This window comes from Microbulbifer sp. GL-2, assembly GCF_007183175.1.
Lineage (GTDB): Bacteria > Pseudomonadota > Gammaproteobacteria > Pseudomonadales > Cellvibrionaceae > Microbulbifer.
In genome coordinates, this window is the sequence record NZ_AP019807.1 from 4,855,989 (window position 1) to 4,874,055 (window position 18,067).

Sequence of the window (18,067 nt, forward strand, 5' to 3'; positions counted from 1 at the left end):
TCATCACCTCAAATCATAAGAAGCTAAGATAAAACCTTTCCCTTTTCGTTTGATTTCCCCTTTCAGTAACAGATACTCGAAAACAGGTCTAACAAAATTGTTCCCCCCTTTAAATTTATCGTTGAGCTTTCTCAGAACTGGGCGCGCCCCAAACTCACCATCCATTATACGCTCTGCAAGTTCCTGCTGTAGCTCGCTTAAAGAATTTTCAGGCATCGTTGTGTGCGTTACCTCTTCACTTACACATTTTCCTTGATGTTGATTCTTACCTTTCCCCCAACTCTGTAGGGAATGATTGGAGTAAACGTTTAATGCACTGTTAAATGCTAGTAATGCAATCAGCCCTACCAAATCAGTAATTACAGCGAGCGCCAAGAAAGCGCTATGCTGTAGTTTTTGTGGGTCTAAGTGGGTTAGGGTTGCCCAGCCTGTAAAAGCCGCCTGGGCGCTATTTGCGGTACTGCCTTGTACGGCTTTAAGTTGGGCCAATGTCTTATCTCGATTTTCCTCTAGTTCATCCAACCGTTCATCTGTTTCAAGAGCTACTTTCTTGAAATTACCCGCCTTATAACCGGTGATTATCTCGTTTATATTGTTGATTCGCCGGTTGTAACTGTTTAACTGTTGTTTTAACGCTTGATACTCAGCGCTATTAACAGCTATCGACTGTTGTTGCTTTGTTGTGTTGCTTTCCAGAAAGCCAACAGTGGCAGCTATGCTGATTAATACGAGAAAAGGCCATAAGATCAACAGAACATTACCAATAGAACGGCCCTTCCTTTTCAACCATAAACCGAGAGGTGCAAAGGAGAATTTACACAACTCCAGGGCGGCGGCGGTCAAACCCGCCACCAACCCACCAGCAGTTATGCCCCATATCAGGGGCTCCCCCTCAGCAGAGGGAATAGATACCCAGAGACCTATGGTGAAAACTACAGAGGTTCCGCAAAATATAAGGGCGGCTACACCAGTTGGATATATCCAGAAATTCACTTTTTCTCCTCCTCATTTTCACTGGCTTTTTCCTGTAACCAAGTAGTACCCCTTTCTATGGCTGTTAATTTTGTTGCACCGGTAATGGGTAATCGTACATCGCCCACACATGCCCGAAATTCTAAATTTGGTTCATCAGTTTCCAGTTCAGCAGTCACGCCAATACTTAAAAGAAATTTGGCCCTATCTGATACCGATCCGATTTTTTCCCAGGCTTCCATTTGATCATTAGTCATTTGCTATCCTTCACCTTCCCTAGTGAATTTTTCCAGAAACCTTATGAATGTTCTGGGGCTGTATAGGTGGCAGACTGATTTCTTCAAAGATGTCTATTGCGCAATCTGTCAATTGGCTTCTTGCCCAATCACTATTGCGTTCTATCTCAGGCGTTAGTGATCCTCCGTTCACAAGATGCGTTTCGTATCCATTTAAAAGCCCAACCAAATATTCAATGCGATTCAACAGGTCTGTTGAAATAGCAACGGTTTTCTTATCCATGTGCGGCCCCTCCCAGTTCACTATTTAACTTTCTAATATCTGAAACCCGATCTTCATGTGCTACAAAAATATCTTGCGCAGCTCTTAATTCCCGAACAGCTTCCTGCCTATTTACGGTGGTTGTTTCCGGGCAGGCGATACGCTCACGACATAAAGCGAGCGCAAGCTTTATTTGGCGAACTTCAGCTAGATCAAGTACACAAACTTCTTTGGCGGGCATAGCGATTTCCTCATTGTTGTATTTTGAAAACTGTTGCGGGCTCTGCCCGCGATGGGTGTAGGCGGCCTCACGATAGAGACAACCAAAAAGCAATTGATCACGCACAACCTCTGGCCAACTACAGGCGGCGTGGACCTGTGCGTTATTGAGCCATGCGTTGTAAACCTGATATTCAGTAACCGTCTGGTAAAGGCGTAACCCGCGCTGGTTCATTCCTCAGCCTCCCGGCGCATTTCCTGTACCTGCTGTTTCAGTTGGTTCAAGCGGCTGCGCATATCCTCGGCCATACCCCCGCTCTGCTTCTTCAGCCACTGCCCTATCTCGGATCGGGTACGGGTGCAGAGCAAGTGCCAGGCTAGGCAGTTGCGGCGGTGGGACTCGCTATAAGTGTCTGTAGCGGCAGATATAAGGGGGGGGGTGTCGGAAAGACCGAACCGGGCTAACCGCTCCCTCTGCACCAATAAAAAGTCCTTATCTTCCATACACTTAGCTCCCTAATTTCGGTTCAGTTGAAAACCGCACCTGACCGAACCAAAAACCTAACCAATTGATTTATATAGGTTTTTTTAAAGTAAAAAGTTAGGTTTCTAGTTTTTGTTTTTCCTAACTTGGTTCGGTCCTGGTTAGGTAAAAGTTCGTTTTCCCGGTTTCTCTATATCCCGCGTGGTTATTGGCTTTGCGGGCATTTTTGGGTTTCGGTTAGCTCGGTTCGGTCTTTCCGAAGCCCCCTACCGTTTCCTAATCGGCGCCCTTCTTGGCGTCTCTATGCTGGAAAACCCAGCAATATCGAGTGCGGTCGCCGTCTATCCCCGACTTCACGTTTTTACAGGCGATAAACTTGTGGCGGCGGCTGTTGGGCAATAGCTTTTTCAGCTCTCTGATGTCCGGGTGATCCACCTTGGCCAGCTCGCATTGCTGCTTGTAATGAATCAGGTTGATGGCAATTAAGCCGTTGTCTTTGCTGTGATTGAGGGTCTGCGCCTCTACTTTGCCGGCGCTATTGGTGTACACAGCAGGCGCCTCTGTGTCCGCCATTAGGCGAACATTGAGGTAGTCGTATATCTCCCAGAACTTCTGTACTTCCGGGTGATCCGCGCTTAAGCGGCCCTGGCGGTTTACCGCGCGGGTATAGATAAAGTGCTGGATGTCCTGAACGGTATTGGCGGTGAGCGAGGGAAACAGGATGGGCAAAGTTCCAGCCATGGCAGAAACCATCGCATGTGTTTTCACTACACGCTGGTCGTGGATCTCGCCCCGGTGGGCGTACTCCGCATCAAACTTCGGATAGTCCTCTAGGATCTTGCCGATAATGGCTTTCTCTTTGTGCAATGCAGCGGGTAGAAAGCCGCTGACTTCTTCCACTGCGGCTCGCTCGAACTGCTGGGCTAACAGTTTTGTTTTCTCTGAAAAGTGCGCTTTGGTCGCGTGGCAGTGGACTATGCGCGATAGCAGTGCGGGGCTACCGTCTACGGTGTCATTCTGGGCAATTACAATAGAGCCGCGAAATGGCGGGTCTACGGTTTCATTGCCGCGATTAAAGGCACCGGTTGAGCGGATGGCGCGGCCATTGTAGGCGGTCTTCAACTCCTCAAAATCAAAGCTGCCCTTCTTGGCCGAATCGTTCTGACGGTCGGATTCAATCAATACCACCGGCATATTGGACAACTGAGAGAATGCACGGGCACGGGCTGCAAAGGTGGCTTTACTGGGGTCGAAGCCTTCGTAGTCGTCACGACCACATAGCTTCCACAGAAATTCAATCACCGTGGATTTACCAGCGCCGTGCTCGCCAGTTAGCTCCAGGAATGGGAATACCTTTAGTTCTGCTCGGATCTGTTCGGCAAATAGTGAAGCCATCCAAAACGCAAGCGCGACCATGCCTAGATGGGAGAACACCAAGTAGTAATCCTGTATCCAGCTGGAATCAAAGCTTTTATTGTTGTGGATGTAGAGACTTTTAAAGCCAGTTTTAATACGGTCTTTACCGGCAACAAAGTAGCCTTGCTTATTGACCTTTAAGCGTCGGCCATTGTGAAAGGCGAAATCCTGAAAGACATAGGTTTGACAGGACTTGTCGTAACCCAGGTATCCAATAGTCCGCACCTGCTTAACGCCATTATCAAACCAGCGATCACGCAACATCTTGAGCTGGTTTTCACTGCCATCAAATGTACTGCCCGGTGCTTGGTTGAGGAGTGCTTTATTAAAGGATTTTGGGCTCTCTAGATTTGAGCCGGTGAGGGCGACTTGCAACCCCTTCCCTTTGGGAAGATAAATATCAAAAAAATAGGCAACGTCTGTTGTCTCTTGGTCTATCTCGCAGTAAAGAAACCTTGGCAGGCAATTACTAATACTATTGACGTTGAGGTTGCTATTGAAAATTTCCCGCCCCCGGTCTGTGGCCAAGGCATCTTCTAGGGTTTTGACTGCTTCTTTTTCGGTGCCTGTATCCTCTATATCAGTCTGGTTTTGCTCCTCAATAGATTTTGACAGTTCCCGGTTAATATCGTCTTCGATATGGACTGAATACAGGCGGTTATTGAAATCAAGCACCGTATAATTACGGCGTTTTTTGCAGTGCCAGTGGTAGGCTTTTTCTTCAATACTGCCGGCAGTGAATAGGCGCCCCCGGTAAAGGCAGTCTTCAATAAATTCTGGGGTTAATTTATCAGCCCGGTATAGGTCATCCCAGTCGTTACCGCCGCCCACCAGGGCAACATCGACCTTTTCTTTTTGCTTGCGCAAACGATCATAATATTTCTTTGCCATGGAACGACCGGCAGGGTCATCGTCATAGCCAAGACCCCAGGTTATCTCCTGGGCTTTGTGTTCTTCTATTAGCTCTGTGGGCAGGTTATTACTTGAAAATGCGGCGACCACTTTATAGCCGCAAAGCCATAAGGCGATAGCGTGAAAGATACCCTCCACAATAAAAACGGTATCGCCCTTTTCTATCTGCTGGCCTGGGGGCTGCCAGCATTTACCCCCGTACTTAATATGCTTTTTAAAAAAGCTTTTGTCGCCCAATGCGCGCTCATGGGTTTTATTAATTACGCGATCCCAGTAGAAACCGTCCCATAGCTGAAAACGAACCACGGGTGCATAGTCACCTTCAGGTAAAGGCCGCGCGGCCTGTTCAAACCAGTCTCCCACTTTAAGAAGCGGGAACTGGCGAACGTGCTCTATATACGCTCGGGCTGTTGCGTTGGGTTCTTCAGGAGTTGCCGGGAATCTCTCGGAAAAATTTTCGAAAATATCCGGGTAAATATCCCGGACAGGTTCTTCGTACCCACAATTGTTTTTGTGGTTACAGCGCACAGTGATTGGTTTTTCAATCTCAATCCAGGCTGACTTCTTGCCGCAATCTGGGCAGTTGCCAGAATTTAGATACTTGCCACTGCGCTTGAATTTAAAACTCAAATCCTTTTCTAGCGACTCGGCAACATCTCGGTTTATTTGGCTGTAGTCCATAGAAACCGCCCTACTCTTTAGTTGATTGGGCGTCTTCGCCCATGCAGAGCTGGGACAGTTTGACCATGTTGATTAAGTTGTAACGGCCAATCTTGATTGTTGGCAGGTAGCCTCGCTGCACTTGGCCCCGCACCGTTTTTAAGGTGAGACCGGTATCAATGGCATATTGCTCTTGGGTTGAAACTGGTGCTTTCAGTGGTGCTGGATCTGCTTTATCACTCATTCCTTATTGCCCTTTGTTCTGCATTGATTACTTGAGGGCCTATTTTTAGATGCAATAAGGTTTAGATTCAATACTTATTGGGTATAAATGTTAATCTTTGGCGCACTATTCAACACATAAGCTTAGATGTAATGACTTTTTGTTTTGAATTGACTGCTTTTTGGGCTAAATTCCGCACCAAACAAGTAACAGAGGGTAATAAAGGTGAGTGAGGCGCCGACAGATAGTGCGGGAAAGAGGCTGCGGAAAGTTAGAGAAGCGGTAGGTCTTACGCAGGCGGACTTCGCGACGAAACTAAATATAAAAGTTCATCAAGTTAAAAATATTGAATACGGAACCTCTCGGATTCCTGAAGAGGTATTTGCCGAGATTGGGCGCCTTATGCCTGAGCTTCTGCCCTGGGTGGTTTACGGTGGCAAAGTTTCTTTAGAACAACTGGAGCAAAGCAAGAGTGACTTTTGCAAGTTGTTAGTAGTACGCATAGACATTGGTTTAGTTGCCGATGCTCCCTTTCTGGATATTCGGGATGGCAATTAAGAAACTTGATAGTGGGCGTTGGCAAGTAGATATACAGCCACAAGGGCGCGGCGGGCGCCGTGTCCGCAAATCTTTTGATACGAAGGCCGAGGGTATCCGCTGGGAGCGCGCGCAGCTAGCCGCCGCAGACAAAGGAGAATGGGTTCCACCTCAACGTGACAAACGGCGATTACAGGATTTAATCGTAGAGTGGTACAACCTACATGGACATACCCTGAAAAAAGGAGAGGAACGGCGGGACAACCTTTTGTCGCTCTGCCAATTAATGGGTGACCCCCTAGCTAACCAGATAACCGCTGGTTTTTATGCAGAGTTTCGCCAGCAACGCCTAAAGGGTGATTTGAAAACCAACAAGCGCCATCGGGGGCCCATCTCCGCAAATACTTGTAACCATGACTTAGCCTATTTGCGCGCGGTATTTAATGAATTAATTCGCCTGGGGAAATGGCAAGGGGAAAATCCCCTCGCTGGTGTACGGCGACTGAAATATGATGATCAAGAATTAAGTTTTCTTGATAAAGAACAGATAAAAACGCTACTCAGTGCCCTAAAGAAAAGCGGCTCACAACACGCCTACCTCGTGGCAACAATATGTTTAGTAACTGGTTCACGCTGGAGCGAGGCACAAAACTTGCGCGGCGAACAAATTCGCAACAGCCGTATCACCTTCTCAGGTACTAAGAGCGGTAAAGTTCGCGTGGTTCCAATCAGTGAGTCACTAGAGAAGGCAATATTTTTGGAGCGGCCGCGAACAGGCCCCCTCTTCCAATACTGCTATAAGGCTTTTACTCGCGTATTAGACAAGTGCGAGATAGATTTGCCCAAGGGTCAAGCCAGTCATGTACTACGCCACACTTTCGCGAGTCACTTCATTATGCGTGGTGGAAACCTTCTCACCTTAAAAGAAATACTTGGCCACGCTGATATAAAAATGACTATGCGCTATGCCCATCTATCGCCAGAACACCTTGAAGACGCTGTCACCAGGAACCCCCTTACAGAGCTTGCCTAGTGTCAATGCCGGAGGGCAATAGATGGTAAAGTAGCTTAGAGTTTATGCGGGTGTAGTAGTTTGTGTACTCTTACCTATGATCAACTTATTTGTCTCCCCCTCCAATTTTCAGTTTTTTTGGTCGACCGACATACCTAAACTCTGGTTTCGACATTAATCACACAAATTTTAAAGAGATTCTCGGAAACATCACCATCCCGCTTGATTTGGACTGCCGGCATGGCATTTAGCGGCATTATCATTTGAGCCGCCCACCCTTTAAACCCACCACTCTATCGTGACCCCTCTTACTCATTGCACGTATTGTCCAAACGAAAAATTCTTATGATGATGCTTTAAATTTCAACAAACTCTTAAAGTTAAAGAGTATATTTTAATGAAATAGATTATTTTACCTAAGCGCTGAGCGCCTTATTTCAGTACACAAATTGTTATAAAAATTGTAAAAGGACTTCACTATGTCTATAAAAACAAAATCGGCATTAGCCACCTCTCTTTTGGCTTACGGAATTTTCTCCTCTTCTTACGCTCTCTCTGTTGAATGTTACGATACCATCTATACCCCTACCTTACTTGTGGAGGATCTTATTTGCCCTCCAACACCTGGCAACCCGTATGCCTTGACCATAGTTGGCCCATTTGGAAGCCTGCGTATGCTTGGCGCTGGAAAACTTACTTGCACATTAGGTGGTGTAACCGGCAACGGGATACTTATGGAAGGAGTTTCTGCAAGCGTTATCAACGGAAAAATTGAATCTTGCTCGGATGGTATTAGTGTGAAGGGATTGGGTAACCATACCATCTTAAATTCTAATATAACTGACTTCACAAATAATGGAATCATTATTTCGAGTAGCTTTAACTTCATGCAAGGGAATGAAATAGTTGGACTTGGCGAGGCTGGAGCAGGCCTGGGAAATGGCGTAGGATTATTTATTGAGTCTGAATCAAATTATAACGCTGTAAATAATAATTTTATTAGCACTACGTACGATGATGCAATTCAAGTCGACGGCAAACACACAACCATAACACTAAATGAAATTATAGACATTCAGCGCGATGGAATTAATCTTCTGATGGGTTCAGGAGGAGCTACGGTAACCGGTAATTTTATCAGCTTCACTGACGATGACGGGATTCAAGTATTGAGTGATTCGAACTTTATATCTAACAATATTGTGACCGAAATCAACGATGATGGAATACTTATAGCGGAAGACAGTACAGGCAACTTGATCAGGGACAACACGGTAAATAAAAACCGAGATGGCATTATAAATTTTAACGGCACAGGTAATACTATTGAGGATAACACAGTAATGAACAATAGCGGTTTTGACTTGCGTGATTTTACTGAGAATATGACATGCACGAATCAATTAAATACCTGGGCTAATAATGATGTGGGCATCGATGGAACTTCTGACCCTGAGTGTTTAAAAGATCAATAGCGGTGAGCCATACATGAACCACATACTTTTCATACACACTGTGGTTCATGTACTGCTTACTGTGCATTGCATGGTACTAGGTCTGTTGGACTATTAATTCAGGGCCATTTCAGGACGGCGTTCAATAACAGGAATTTTGACGTTTTTTGCATCTTATCATTCAGGTTATTTCCGCTTTTTGATCTTGTAACAGTGTACTTCAATTAAAGTTAGCTCCTTAAAAGTGAAGTAGTAGAATTGAACTTATGCCAATCGAAATTGGAGTGATTGAAGCTTCAAGAACCTTAACCCATTTTTTGCTGATACAGTTCGGCCTCCAGGCAAATTGACTCGCCCTCCTCACAGAACTCGCATAGTGTCAACAAAGTGTCAACGCGGGTGAGTAATAGAGGTTAACAGAGGGTAAAGAAGCTTAGAGTTTATGCGGGTTTGGAGCGTGTAGGAGAATAAAGAATACTTAAAAAATAGACTGTTAATCATTGGGTCGCTGGTTCGAGCCCAGCAGGCGGAGCCAAACAAAAACCCCGCACGGTGCAAGCTGTGCGGGGTTTTTTATTTTGCACTTCAAGTAAAAGCAAAGCCTGTTGCCCTCCCAAGAAACTTCAGCTTCAAGGAAAACCGCTAAATTACTAGCGGGCGCCAGTCTCACTAGCAACGGGCAACCTTTCCACTTTGGCCATTTTGGGTGTTGGGTGCACTTGATGATGCTGCGCCCAAACCACATCAACCAGCCCCTGCTTGGAAACGTAATCTTTCACGGCTGAGGATAGAAGTTGATGGACTCGTTCACAGTCGTGCTGGGCACAAGCATGTCGCAACTCTCCTATCAGCGCTTGCAGCACCCCATTCTCGAGACACTCCTCTTCTGCGCGCATGATCATGGGGTGATCCGTTCCAGAAACATTATCACCGAGGAGCAGCTCTTCATAGAGCTTTTCCCCAGGTCGCAAACCGGTTATCTGAATTTCGATATCCCCGTCAGGATTTTTATCATCCCTGACTGAGTGTCCCATAATCCTAATAAGACGCTCGGCGAGATCAAGTATCTGAACAGGCTCACCCATATCCAAAACGAATACATCCCCGTTGCGCCCCATGCTCCCAGCCTGCAATACGAGCTGTGCAGCTTCAGGAATGGTCATAAAATAGCGCGTCACCTTGGCATGAGTCACAGTAACCGGACCACCAGCATTGATCTGATCAGTGAAGAGCGGAATTACCGACCCAGAGGAGCCCAATACATTTCCAAATCGGACCATACAAATCTGTGTCCCACTATTATATCGGCGCCCAAAGTCCTGGCAGAGCAACTCGGCAAGCCTTTTGGTTGCCCCCATCACATTGGTGGGACGCACGGCCTTGTCCGTGGAGATCAACACAAACTGCTCCACCCCTGAAGTCTCGGCCGCCTCCAACACAGAAAGCGTACCCAGGACATTATTATCAGCCCCCAACACCACATTCTGCTCAACTAGAGGTACATGTTTGTATGCCGCAGCGTGGTAGATTGTATTAACTGCAAAACCCTTTATGATCTCCACCATTCGGGTCCTATCTCGAACATCGCCAAGCAGTGCAGTAACTTTCAGCTGATAACCCTCATCCAGCTGTTGCTGGCACAGGTCTCGCTCTATTTGGTACAAGGCATATTCAGAAGACTCCACCAACACCAGATGGGCCGGCCCCCACTGGGCGATCTGCCGGCAAAGTTCAGAGCCAATAGATCCCCCAGCTCCTGTAACAAGTACTACTTTGCCGCTGATCGAACCAGCTATCAGCGCCTTCTGCGGCTCTACTGGGGCGCGCCCAAGAATATTTTCGTAGGTTTGGGATACCCCTTCCACTTTACCCGCCGCATCAACTAGCTCTTCAACACCAGGAATTGCCTTCACAACCAGGCCCCGCTCCCTCAAAGCCCGAGTAATCTCTCTGCGTCGACGCTTAGGCACTCCTGGCATCGCAAGCAATATTTCAGCGATATCCTTTTCAGCCACCACCTCCAAAATACTTCCCGGGCTATAAACCAGAAGCCCATCAATCAACGTTTTCTGCTTTGAGATATTGTCATCAAAGAAAGCCACCGGCTTATAAATTTCTCCATGCACAAGGGCTTTATACATTTGCAAGCCCGCAGTACCTGCACCGTAAATCGCCACACGGGTCTTATGTATCTCCAGAGCCATCTGATAGTAAATACGAACCAACCAACGGGACCCACCAACTGTCATAAGGGCAAAACACCAATATATTACTGGCACCGAACGCGGCACTCCCGCTGTCGTAAGATATGAGGCAACCGCCAACACCACTGCCGACGCAGTTACCCCCTGAAGCACAGCAATAATTGCCTTCTGCCCCATATAACGGATAACTGTGCGATACAGGCCAAGCCTGAGAAAAATCAAGCTTGTACAGCTCAGCGTAAGCAAAAGGCAGCCAAGCATTTTGAACTCTAGGGCGTGAGATATACTATTTAGGCGAACTGCCATCGCAATAAAAAAAGCGAGACTTAGCATCACCAAGTCAAATAACAGCATTAGCACCGGTTTTTGCGCTTTTTCTAATTTCCGCCAAACACTAATCACACAAATACCCAAATTTTTTTGAAAACCGGGAGGCTGACCTCACCCTTTATCCACTTATATCAAGAGCAGACAGCACTACCGCCAATATCGACATACAAAGCATAAAAACCAACTGTAGATACAATGTATTCTTAACCCCCATACGAATAGCACTTTTTTGGTAGAAGTGTTCACGATGAGCCTCCCACCAGCGCTGACCCCTTATCATTCTGCGCAGCAAGGTATAAGTCGCATCCAGCCAAAAGGGGGTAAATATAATCGCCGGCAACCATAATTCAAAAGCCCCCCGCTGCCAACCAAACAGACTTACAGTGACGACTGTCAACCCCAGGCACGTAGACCCTGCATCCCCCAAAAAAATACGCGCAGGGGGCCAATTGAAATGCAGGAAGACCAACGCACAAACAAAAACCAGAGCACACACACCCGCTAACCCTAAGTCACCACCGACCAGGCAAGCCAGGCCAAGTCCGAGGAACCCCACAGCGGTCATACTCCCCGCCAAACCATCCATTCCATCCATAAAGTTATACAAATTGACAACCCAAACACCGCATAGTGCGAGAAAAGGGAACCACCATTGCAAACCATTAGGCAGTGCACAAATAATCAAGCTGACAGCCAATAGCTGTACACCAAAGCGCACAGAGGCAGGAACGTGTCGCAAATCATCCAGCGCCGAAACCGCCAGCAATAGCAGAAATGCCAGATACACGAAATAAGGCAATGAAATGGGACTAATGACCAGCGCTACGCCACAGCCAGCCAATAGAGCCCATCCACCGGTACGGGGCACAGGCAAGCTATGCATAGATCGATGATTGGGCACATCCAGTGCCAGATACTTCATTCGCGAGAGCAGAACTATTGTTAGGCAATAACTAATAACGACTGCAGATGCGACTGGAAGCAACCACTCTGATATTGGCTCCACCAACCATTCCCTCCGAAATACCACAAAGCATTAATACATGTCAGATCTAAAAACCAGCGAAATAAATATCCTATAGATATCAAACTGGACTCCCCCGACAGCCCAGCCAGTAAAAACTTCAGCCTCAACATCTAGCGAGCAAATTCAGTTTTATCAATATGAAATACCGCCAAAATAGCTCAACAATCAAGCCGAGCCAAAATACTTGGCGGTATAAATCAAAAATCCACGCCTGCAAATGCACTGCCGGCGCAGGCGATCAAATCATCACTACAGGCGAATTTTTTCGCGGTTCTTCTCGAGTGTCGCCGTACCAATACCTTTAACACTCAGCAACTGATCGAGGGAAGTAAAAGGTCCGTGCTTTTCCCTATATTCAACTATCAGCTGCGCCCGAGCTTCACCGACACCATCCAATTTTTCTGCCAGTTCCGTGGCTGAGGCACTATTTACATTAACCTCAAATACAACCTGCTCTACCACATTATCTGCACCATCTGCATAAATTGCTGGCGACAAAAAGAAGGAAAAAAGCGCTACAAGTAATGCAGAAAGCAATATACGAATATTTTTCATCGTCGACTCCCAGTGAAAGTGTTCTTGTTTCACGCTGGGACTACTGATACCCCCCCAAGCCGCACAATGATACCAATGTGCCGAACGACGCTCCGTGCAACGTTGATTACACTACATCACAATCGACCAAGGCAAACAATCCTTACTTATCTGTAATTTCATCCAATATATTCTGCAGCGCTTGCAACGGATCGGTTGCGGCAGTAACTGGGCGGCCGATTACCAGGTAGTCAGCTCCTTGGGCAAGGGCTTCAGAGGGGGTCAGGGTGCGGCGCTGATCTCCAGCATCACTACCCGCCGGGCGAATTCCGGGAGTTACCAACGCAAAATCGCGGCCACAGATCTCTTTCAACTCCTGCGCCTCACGCGCAGAACACACAACCCCATCCAGGCCGCAGGCTTTAGCCAGCGAGGCGAGGTCGACAACCTGCTCCCCCAGCGGCTTTTCGACGCCAATTGACGCCAACTCTTCCGGGGCTGTACTGGTCAGCACTGTAACCCCAATCAACAGGGGCTTGCTGTCGCCAAACTCTCTCAATGCATCAGCTGCTGCGCGCATCATGCGCTCACCACCACTGGCATGTACGTTAACCATCCATACACCCAGGCGTGCAGCCGCCTTTACCGCAGAAGCAACGGTGTTTGGAATATCGTGAAATTTCAAGTCGAGAAAGACCTCAAAACCCCGCTCAACCAAAGCGCGAACCAAGTCAGGACCTGCAATGGTAAAAAGCTCTTTTCCAACTTTTACCCTACAGAGCGTCGGATCAAGCTGGTCAGCCATAGCCAGTGCGGCATCAGCATTGTCAAAATCGAGAGCAACAACGATCGGAGAGGAGACTTGAGAGTGCAAAGAGAGACCTCATAAAAAATTTTGTTTACACGATGACTGGATAAAGCCGTGAAAATAACCACCAAACAACTGCAGCTATTCGCCCTCAATACCTTTAACCGAGCGGACTGAATCCCAGTGTTTGCAACTGGGACAGAGCCAGTGCAACTGGTTACCAGAAAAGCCGCAATTGCTACAGCGGTAATGGGGGCGACTGGCGATCAACTGATCGACCAGGGTCTTGAGCAGGGAAAGGTTTTCTCGTGCCCTCCCCTGAGCCGTTCCAATATAAAGATCGAGAAAGCGACCCAACCCCCTCAGGGAAGGGCGCAGAGCCAACTGCTCACCCATAAATGCAGCGGCAGCAGCTTCACTATCCTGGGCCTGGATTCGCTCAGCCAATGCGATCAACACACTGTTTGATGGATACTCCTTAAGGAGGGATTCCAAATAACGATCCAGACCTCTACCATCACCCAACTCACCATAACAGGTAAGCAAAAGCCCCAGGATCTCAGGGATATAATCAGGACTCTGCTTGGGGATTTTCTGTAGGACTTTGATGGCGTCGCGCGGCTTGCCCAGCAGGTACTCAAGGCGCGCCCAAAGCAGGCAGGCCCTGACCGAGCTGCGATCATACCCCAAAGCTGCATCCAAGTGCTTGCGTGCACTGAGGTAGTCCTTGCCTGCGATTGCCTCCTCTGCCAACTCACAGCAAAAATGTGCCTGCACGGGCGCCCAGTCTGCGGACAAGCGCTTAAAGCGGCGACCATGCAACAAGTTAACAGCGTGAATTGCCTTAGCCCACTCACGCTCATCCCGATAAACTTCCACCAGGTGCTCAAGGCTGGTTGCGCGCAACTCCTGGGAGGTTTCCACCAACTCCTGCAGCAGGCGTTCAGCGCGATCGAGCCACCCGGCAGAAATATAATCACATGCCAGCTCAAACTGAGCCTTGTGCTGGCTCTGCCTAGCCAAGCTCGGGCGCGCCAGCAAATTTTGATGCACCCTTATTGCCTGGTCATACTCACCGCGCCTACGCAGGAGGTTACCCAGCGCCAGGTGCGTATCGAAAGTTGCCGGACTCACCTCAAGTGAATCAATAAATTTATCAATACTGTCGTCGTGATGTTCGCTCAATAGATAATTGAGCCCCTGCGCATAGGAGCGCGCCAGAGATTCCTCCTGCTCACTGAAGTCCGGCTTTCGCTTTGAGCTGCCCCGCCCCAGCACCCAGCCTATTGAGATGGCTGCCAGCAGGAAAAAGAAATAGGCAAAATCGAGCAAATCAGTCTCCGGAAACCTTTCGGTGAGCGGCCTGAAGCTCGCGCTCCAATTTCTTCAACTGTTTACTCAACCCCCGTGCTCGGCGGCGCTGTGAGAAAAGGGGTAGCAAGCTTGCCAGAAAGCCCAGCAAGACCCCGAGCAGCAACATCCCAATAAGCCATACCCCCACACTGCCAGAGAATGGGGCATACCCGGCAATAACCGGGGAAATAATTTGGGGGTTTTCTACTGCTATATAGATGCCGAGGGCGACACACAAAAGGGCCACAAAGCCGAAAAAAAAGTGCATCAACCAACGCAAGAATGACAAGGGAACCTCCACGTTCCACAAAATGGCCTTCTTATCCAGCCATAAAGACTATCCAGGGAAACTACACACCAGGAAAACCACAAGGTCCAGTGTGATCCATAACCGGCCGCTGCAGCGATGTAATCATACCCCGATCCCTGCCTCAGAGTGCATACTGCGGTTGACTCTGTCGCGCAGTTCTTTGCCGGGCTTAAAGTGAGGGACGTATTTACCGGCCAGATCCACCGCATCCCCCGTTTTCGGGTTCCGCCCTGTGCGCGGTGCACGGTAGTGCAACGAAAAGCTGCCAAACCCACGTATCTCAATGCGCTCCCCCTGGGATAGGGCATCAGACATGGAGTCCAACATCACCTTGACCGCCAGCTCCACATCTTTCACTGGCAGCTGATCCAACCTCAACGCAATCCTTTCGATCAGTTCGGATTTGGTCATGTGCCCTGCAACCTTTCTAAGTCATTGATTATTCTGGAGTAGAGCGTCAATCATCTAATAGAAAGCCGGACTGGGCAACCCCAGTCCGGCTTTCGAGTTACTCCAAACACTTCACTTGGAGCATTGAACAGTCAAAGATGATTAGTCTTTGTTGTTCATTTGTGCCTTGATCAGGTCACCAATAGTAGCGGGCTGAACCTGGTCAGTCTGCTTCTTGCTGTGATCCTTGATGGCTTGCTTTTCGTCATCCTGATCTTTGGCCTTGATAGACAAGCTGATCACGCGGTTCTTGCGATCCACGCTGGTGATCTTAGCTTCTATTTCTTCGCCTTCTTTCAGGACATTACGAGCATCTTCAACCTTGTCACGGCTGATTTCAGAAGCGCGCAACACACCTTCCACTTCGCCTGCCAGGGTCAGTACAGCCTGCTTGGCATCAACTTCCTTAACGGTACCAATTACGATACTGCCGCGGTCGCTGGTAGCAACGTAGTCGGAGAACGGATCGGACTCCAGCTGCTTGACACCCAGGGAGATACGCTCGCGCTCGGAGTCGATACCCAGGATAACAGTCTCGATTTCGTCGCCTTTCTTGAACTTGCGAACAGCTTCTTCGCCAGCTTCGTTCCAGGAGATGTCGGACAGGTGTACCAGGCCATCGATACTGCCGTCGAGACCGATAAAGATACCGAAGTCAGTGATGGACTTGATCTTACCGGAGATCTTATCGCCCTTGGCAAATTTACGCGCGAAGGCATCCCACGGATTTTCCTGGCACTGCTTGATACCCAAGGAGATACGACGACGCTCTTCGTCGATATCCAGGATCATCACCTCTACCTCGTCACCCACCTGGACAACTTTGGACGGGTGGATGTTCTTGTTGGTCCAATCCATTTCGGAAACGTGTACCAGACCTTCCACACCCTCTTCCAGCTCGGCGAAGCAGCCGTAGTCGGTCAGGTTGGTAACAACTGCTTTTACGCGGCTGTTTTCCGGGTAACGCTGCTTGATGGATACCCAGGGATCTTCGCCCAACTGCTTCAGACCCAGGGAAACGCGGCTGCGCTCGCGATCGAACTTCAGTACTTTTACTTCGATTTCGTCGCCAACATTTACGATCTCGCTCGGATGCTTGATGCGCTTCCAAGCCATATCGGTAATATGCAGCAGGCCATCGATACCACCGAGGTCTACGAAAGCACCGTAGTCGGTCAGGTTCTTCACGATACCCTTAATAGACATGCCTTCCTGCAGGCTGGCCAGCAGTGCTTCACGCTCTTCGGAAGTCGCGGCTTCCATTACTGCACGGCGGGATACAACAACGTTGTTGCGCTTGGCATCGAGCTTGATGACCTTGAATTCGAGCTCTTTACCTTCCAGGTGCGCGGTGTCGCGAACCGGACGGACATCAACCAGAGAGCCGGGCAGGAATGCACGGATATTGGCAACATCGACAGTAAAGCCACCCTTGACCTTGCCACTGATAACACCTTTAACCACTTCGTCAGCTGCGTGAGCTGCGTCGAGGATCTTCCAGGCTTCAGCACGCTTGGCTTTTTCGCGGGACAGACGGGTTTCACCGAAACCGTCTTCAACAGCTTCCAGGGCAACCTGTACTTCGTCGCCCACCTGCAACTCAACTTCGCCCCTGTCGTTGGCGAACTGTGCAGCAGGGATAACGCCTTCAGACTTCAGGCCCGCGTGAACGGTTACCCAGTCTTTGTCTACGTCAATTACAACACCAGTGACAATAGCGCCCGGTGCCATCTCGACGCTTTTCAGGCTCTCTTCAAATAGATCAGCAAAGCTCTCGCTCATTACAATACCTATATTGCTGGGCCCAGCCGTTGGTAACTTTTAAGTTTAGTCAACCGCCAGCCGCGACCCCAACCGCGCTGCCAGCACGCGGGTCGGATTACAACAACGGCCGGGCAATTCTGGCAAAACCCGGCCGTTATCGTTAAAAAATGTATGTTACTGATAACACTGGCTTCAGGATGAAATGTGCCCCTGCACCAATGACAGCACTCTCCGAAGGACTTCCTCTATATCAACCCCGGTACTATCGAGCTCAACCGCATCCTCAGCGGGAGCCAGGGGAGAGGCTTTTCGATTCATATCCTGTGCATCTCGGGCACGGATGTCCTCCAGCAGGTCGCGGAGGCTAACAGAAACCCCCTTCTCCCGCAACTGCGCTTCGCGCCTTCTGGCGCGCTCCTCGGCACTTGCGGTCAGGAACACCTTGACCGGGGCGTCGGGGAATACGGTGGTACCCATATCACGACCGTCAGCCACCAGGCCTGGCCCCATGCGAAAATCCCGCTGGCGCTGCAACAGCGCCGCACGTACACCGGGAATTGCAGCCACTGATGAGGCGGCCATGCTTACCCGCTCCATGCGAATATCCTCTGTGACCTCGCGCCCCTCAAGCAGTACCTGCAACTGGCCACCATTCACAGCAAAGTGAACATCCAGTGTCTTTGCCACCTGAGTGAGCGCCTCCTCATCAGCCAGGTCAACTGCCCCGTTCAATGCTGCCAGGGCAGCAGCCCGATAAAGGGCACCGGAATCAAGCAAGGTAAAACCCAATCTGTCCGCCAATAACTTGGCGATGGTGCCCTTGCCTGAACCACTCGGTCCATCAATAGTGACTACCGGCGGCAGCCTATTCGAATCGCTCATATCGTCCTATACAACTCT

General features: G+C 48.9%; 19 protein-coding genes. 3 read left to right on the plus strand and 16 right to left on the minus strand.

Annotated features, from left to right (window positions below; translation table 11 throughout):
- Window positions 1-3: 3 nt before the first annotated feature.
- From GL2_RS20970 to GL2_RS21000, 7 genes are all read right to left on the minus strand, one after another.
- The gene (locus GL2_RS20970) at window positions 4-993 is read right to left on the minus strand and encodes a hypothetical protein (protein WP_143732660.1); all 990 of its coding nucleotides are present in this window, start codon (window positions 991-993) and stop codon (window positions 4-6) included.
- Window positions 990-1,229: a hypothetical protein gene (locus tag GL2_RS20975; RefSeq protein WP_143732661.1), complete on the minus strand. Its 240-nt coding sequence runs from the start codon at window positions 1,227-1,229 to the stop codon at window positions 990-992. Before GL2_RS20975 ends, GL2_RS20970 begins: the two co-directional genes overlap by 4 nt.
- Before the next feature lie 19 nt (window positions 1,230-1,248).
- Window positions 1,249-1,491 (minus strand): hypothetical protein, encoded by a 243-nt coding sequence (locus GL2_RS20980; RefSeq protein WP_143732662.1) that lies wholly within the window; start codon window positions 1,489-1,491, stop codon window positions 1,249-1,251.
- Window positions 1,484-1,924 (minus strand): hypothetical protein, encoded by a 441-nt coding sequence (locus GL2_RS20985; RefSeq protein ID WP_143732663.1) that lies wholly within the window; start codon window positions 1,922-1,924, stop codon window positions 1,484-1,486. Before GL2_RS20985 ends, GL2_RS20980 begins: the two co-directional genes overlap by 8 nt.
- Window positions 1,921-2,193, minus strand: coding sequence for a hypothetical protein (locus GL2_RS20990; protein ID WP_172621230.1), 273 nt, complete (start codon window positions 2,191-2,193; stop codon window positions 1,921-1,923). The genes GL2_RS20985 and GL2_RS20990 overlap by 4 nt, the downstream gene beginning before the upstream one ends.
- Window positions 2,194-2,449: 256 nt before the next feature.
- Window positions 2,450-5,182: a toprim domain-containing protein gene (locus GL2_RS20995; protein WP_143732664.1), complete on the minus strand. Its 2,733-nt coding sequence runs from the start codon at window positions 5,180-5,182 to the stop codon at window positions 2,450-2,452.
- Window positions 5,183-5,192: 10 nt separating this feature from the next.
- Window positions 5,193-5,405, minus strand: coding sequence for a DNA-binding protein (locus tag GL2_RS21000; protein WP_143732665.1), 213 nt, complete (start codon window positions 5,403-5,405; stop codon window positions 5,193-5,195).
- Window positions 5,406-5,609: 204 nt separating this feature from the next.
- On the opposite strand from GL2_RS21000, the gene GL2_RS21005 reads away from it, so the two are divergent.
- From GL2_RS21005 to GL2_RS21015, 3 genes are all read left to right on the plus strand, one after another.
- Window positions 5,610-5,942 (plus strand): RodZ family helix-turn-helix domain-containing protein, encoded by a 333-nt coding sequence (locus tag GL2_RS21005; RefSeq protein WP_172621231.1) that lies wholly within the window; start codon window positions 5,610-5,612, stop codon window positions 5,940-5,942.
- Complete coding sequence (locus GL2_RS21010; protein ID WP_143732667.1) at window positions 5,932-6,954, plus strand: tyrosine-type recombinase/integrase; 1,023 nt, start codon at window positions 5,932-5,934, stop codon at window positions 6,952-6,954. The genes GL2_RS21005 and GL2_RS21010 overlap by 11 nt, the downstream gene beginning before the upstream one ends.
- Before the next feature lie 458 nt (window positions 6,955-7,412).
- Window positions 7,413-8,408: a right-handed parallel beta-helix repeat-containing protein gene (locus tag GL2_RS21015; RefSeq protein WP_143732668.1), complete on the plus strand. Its 996-nt coding sequence runs from the start codon at window positions 7,413-7,415 to the stop codon at window positions 8,406-8,408.
- A 629-nt stretch (window positions 8,409-9,037) separates the two neighbouring features.
- Here the strand turns inward: GL2_RS21015 and GL2_RS21020 are convergent.
- From GL2_RS21020 to cmk, 9 genes are all read right to left on the minus strand, one after another.
- Complete coding sequence (locus tag GL2_RS21020; RefSeq protein ID WP_232053702.1) at window positions 9,038-10,813, minus strand: nucleoside-diphosphate sugar epimerase/dehydratase; 1,776 nt, start codon at window positions 10,811-10,813, stop codon at window positions 9,038-9,040.
- A gap of 226 nt (window positions 10,814-11,039) precedes the next feature.
- Window positions 11,040-11,927 carry a glycosyltransferase family 4 protein gene (locus GL2_RS21025; protein ID WP_143732670.1) on the minus strand — a complete coding sequence of 296 codons (888 nt, stop codon included), beginning with the start codon at window positions 11,925-11,927 and terminating at the stop codon, window positions 11,040-11,042.
- Between the two features lie 270 nt (window positions 11,928-12,197).
- The gene (locus GL2_RS21030) at window positions 12,198-12,503 is read right to left on the minus strand and encodes a ComEA family DNA-binding protein (RefSeq protein WP_143732671.1); all 306 of its coding nucleotides are present in this window, start codon (window positions 12,501-12,503) and stop codon (window positions 12,198-12,200) included.
- A gap of 142 nt (window positions 12,504-12,645) precedes the next feature.
- Window positions 12,646-13,356: an orotidine-5'-phosphate decarboxylase gene (pyrF, locus tag GL2_RS21035; RefSeq protein WP_143732672.1), complete on the minus strand. Its 711-nt coding sequence runs from the start codon at window positions 13,354-13,356 to the stop codon at window positions 12,646-12,648.
- Window positions 13,357-13,431: 75 nt separating this feature from the next.
- On the minus strand, window positions 13,432-14,622 hold the full coding sequence (lapB, locus tag GL2_RS21040; protein ID WP_143732673.1) for a lipopolysaccharide assembly protein LapB: 1,191 nt from the start codon (window positions 14,620-14,622) through the stop codon (window positions 13,432-13,434).
- 1 nt (window position 14,623) lies between these two features.
- Complete coding sequence (locus GL2_RS21045; protein WP_232053703.1) at window positions 14,624-14,932, minus strand: lipopolysaccharide assembly protein LapA domain-containing protein; 309 nt, start codon at window positions 14,930-14,932, stop codon at window positions 14,624-14,626.
- Window positions 14,933-15,055: 123 nt separating this feature from the next.
- Window positions 15,056-15,364: an integration host factor subunit beta gene (gene ihfB / locus GL2_RS21050; RefSeq protein ID WP_143732674.1), complete on the minus strand. Its 309-nt coding sequence runs from the start codon at window positions 15,362-15,364 to the stop codon at window positions 15,056-15,058.
- A gap of 141 nt (window positions 15,365-15,505) precedes the next feature.
- A complete protein-coding gene (rpsA, locus tag GL2_RS21055) occupies window positions 15,506-17,185 on the minus strand; it encodes a 30S ribosomal protein S1 (RefSeq protein WP_143732675.1) in 1,680 nt (559 codons plus the stop codon).
- Window positions 17,186-17,359: 174 nt separating this feature from the next.
- Window positions 17,360-18,049, minus strand: coding sequence for a (d)CMP kinase (gene cmk / locus GL2_RS21060; RefSeq protein ID WP_143732676.1), 690 nt, complete (start codon window positions 18,047-18,049; stop codon window positions 17,360-17,362).
- Window positions 18,050-18,067 lie beyond the last annotated feature (18 nt).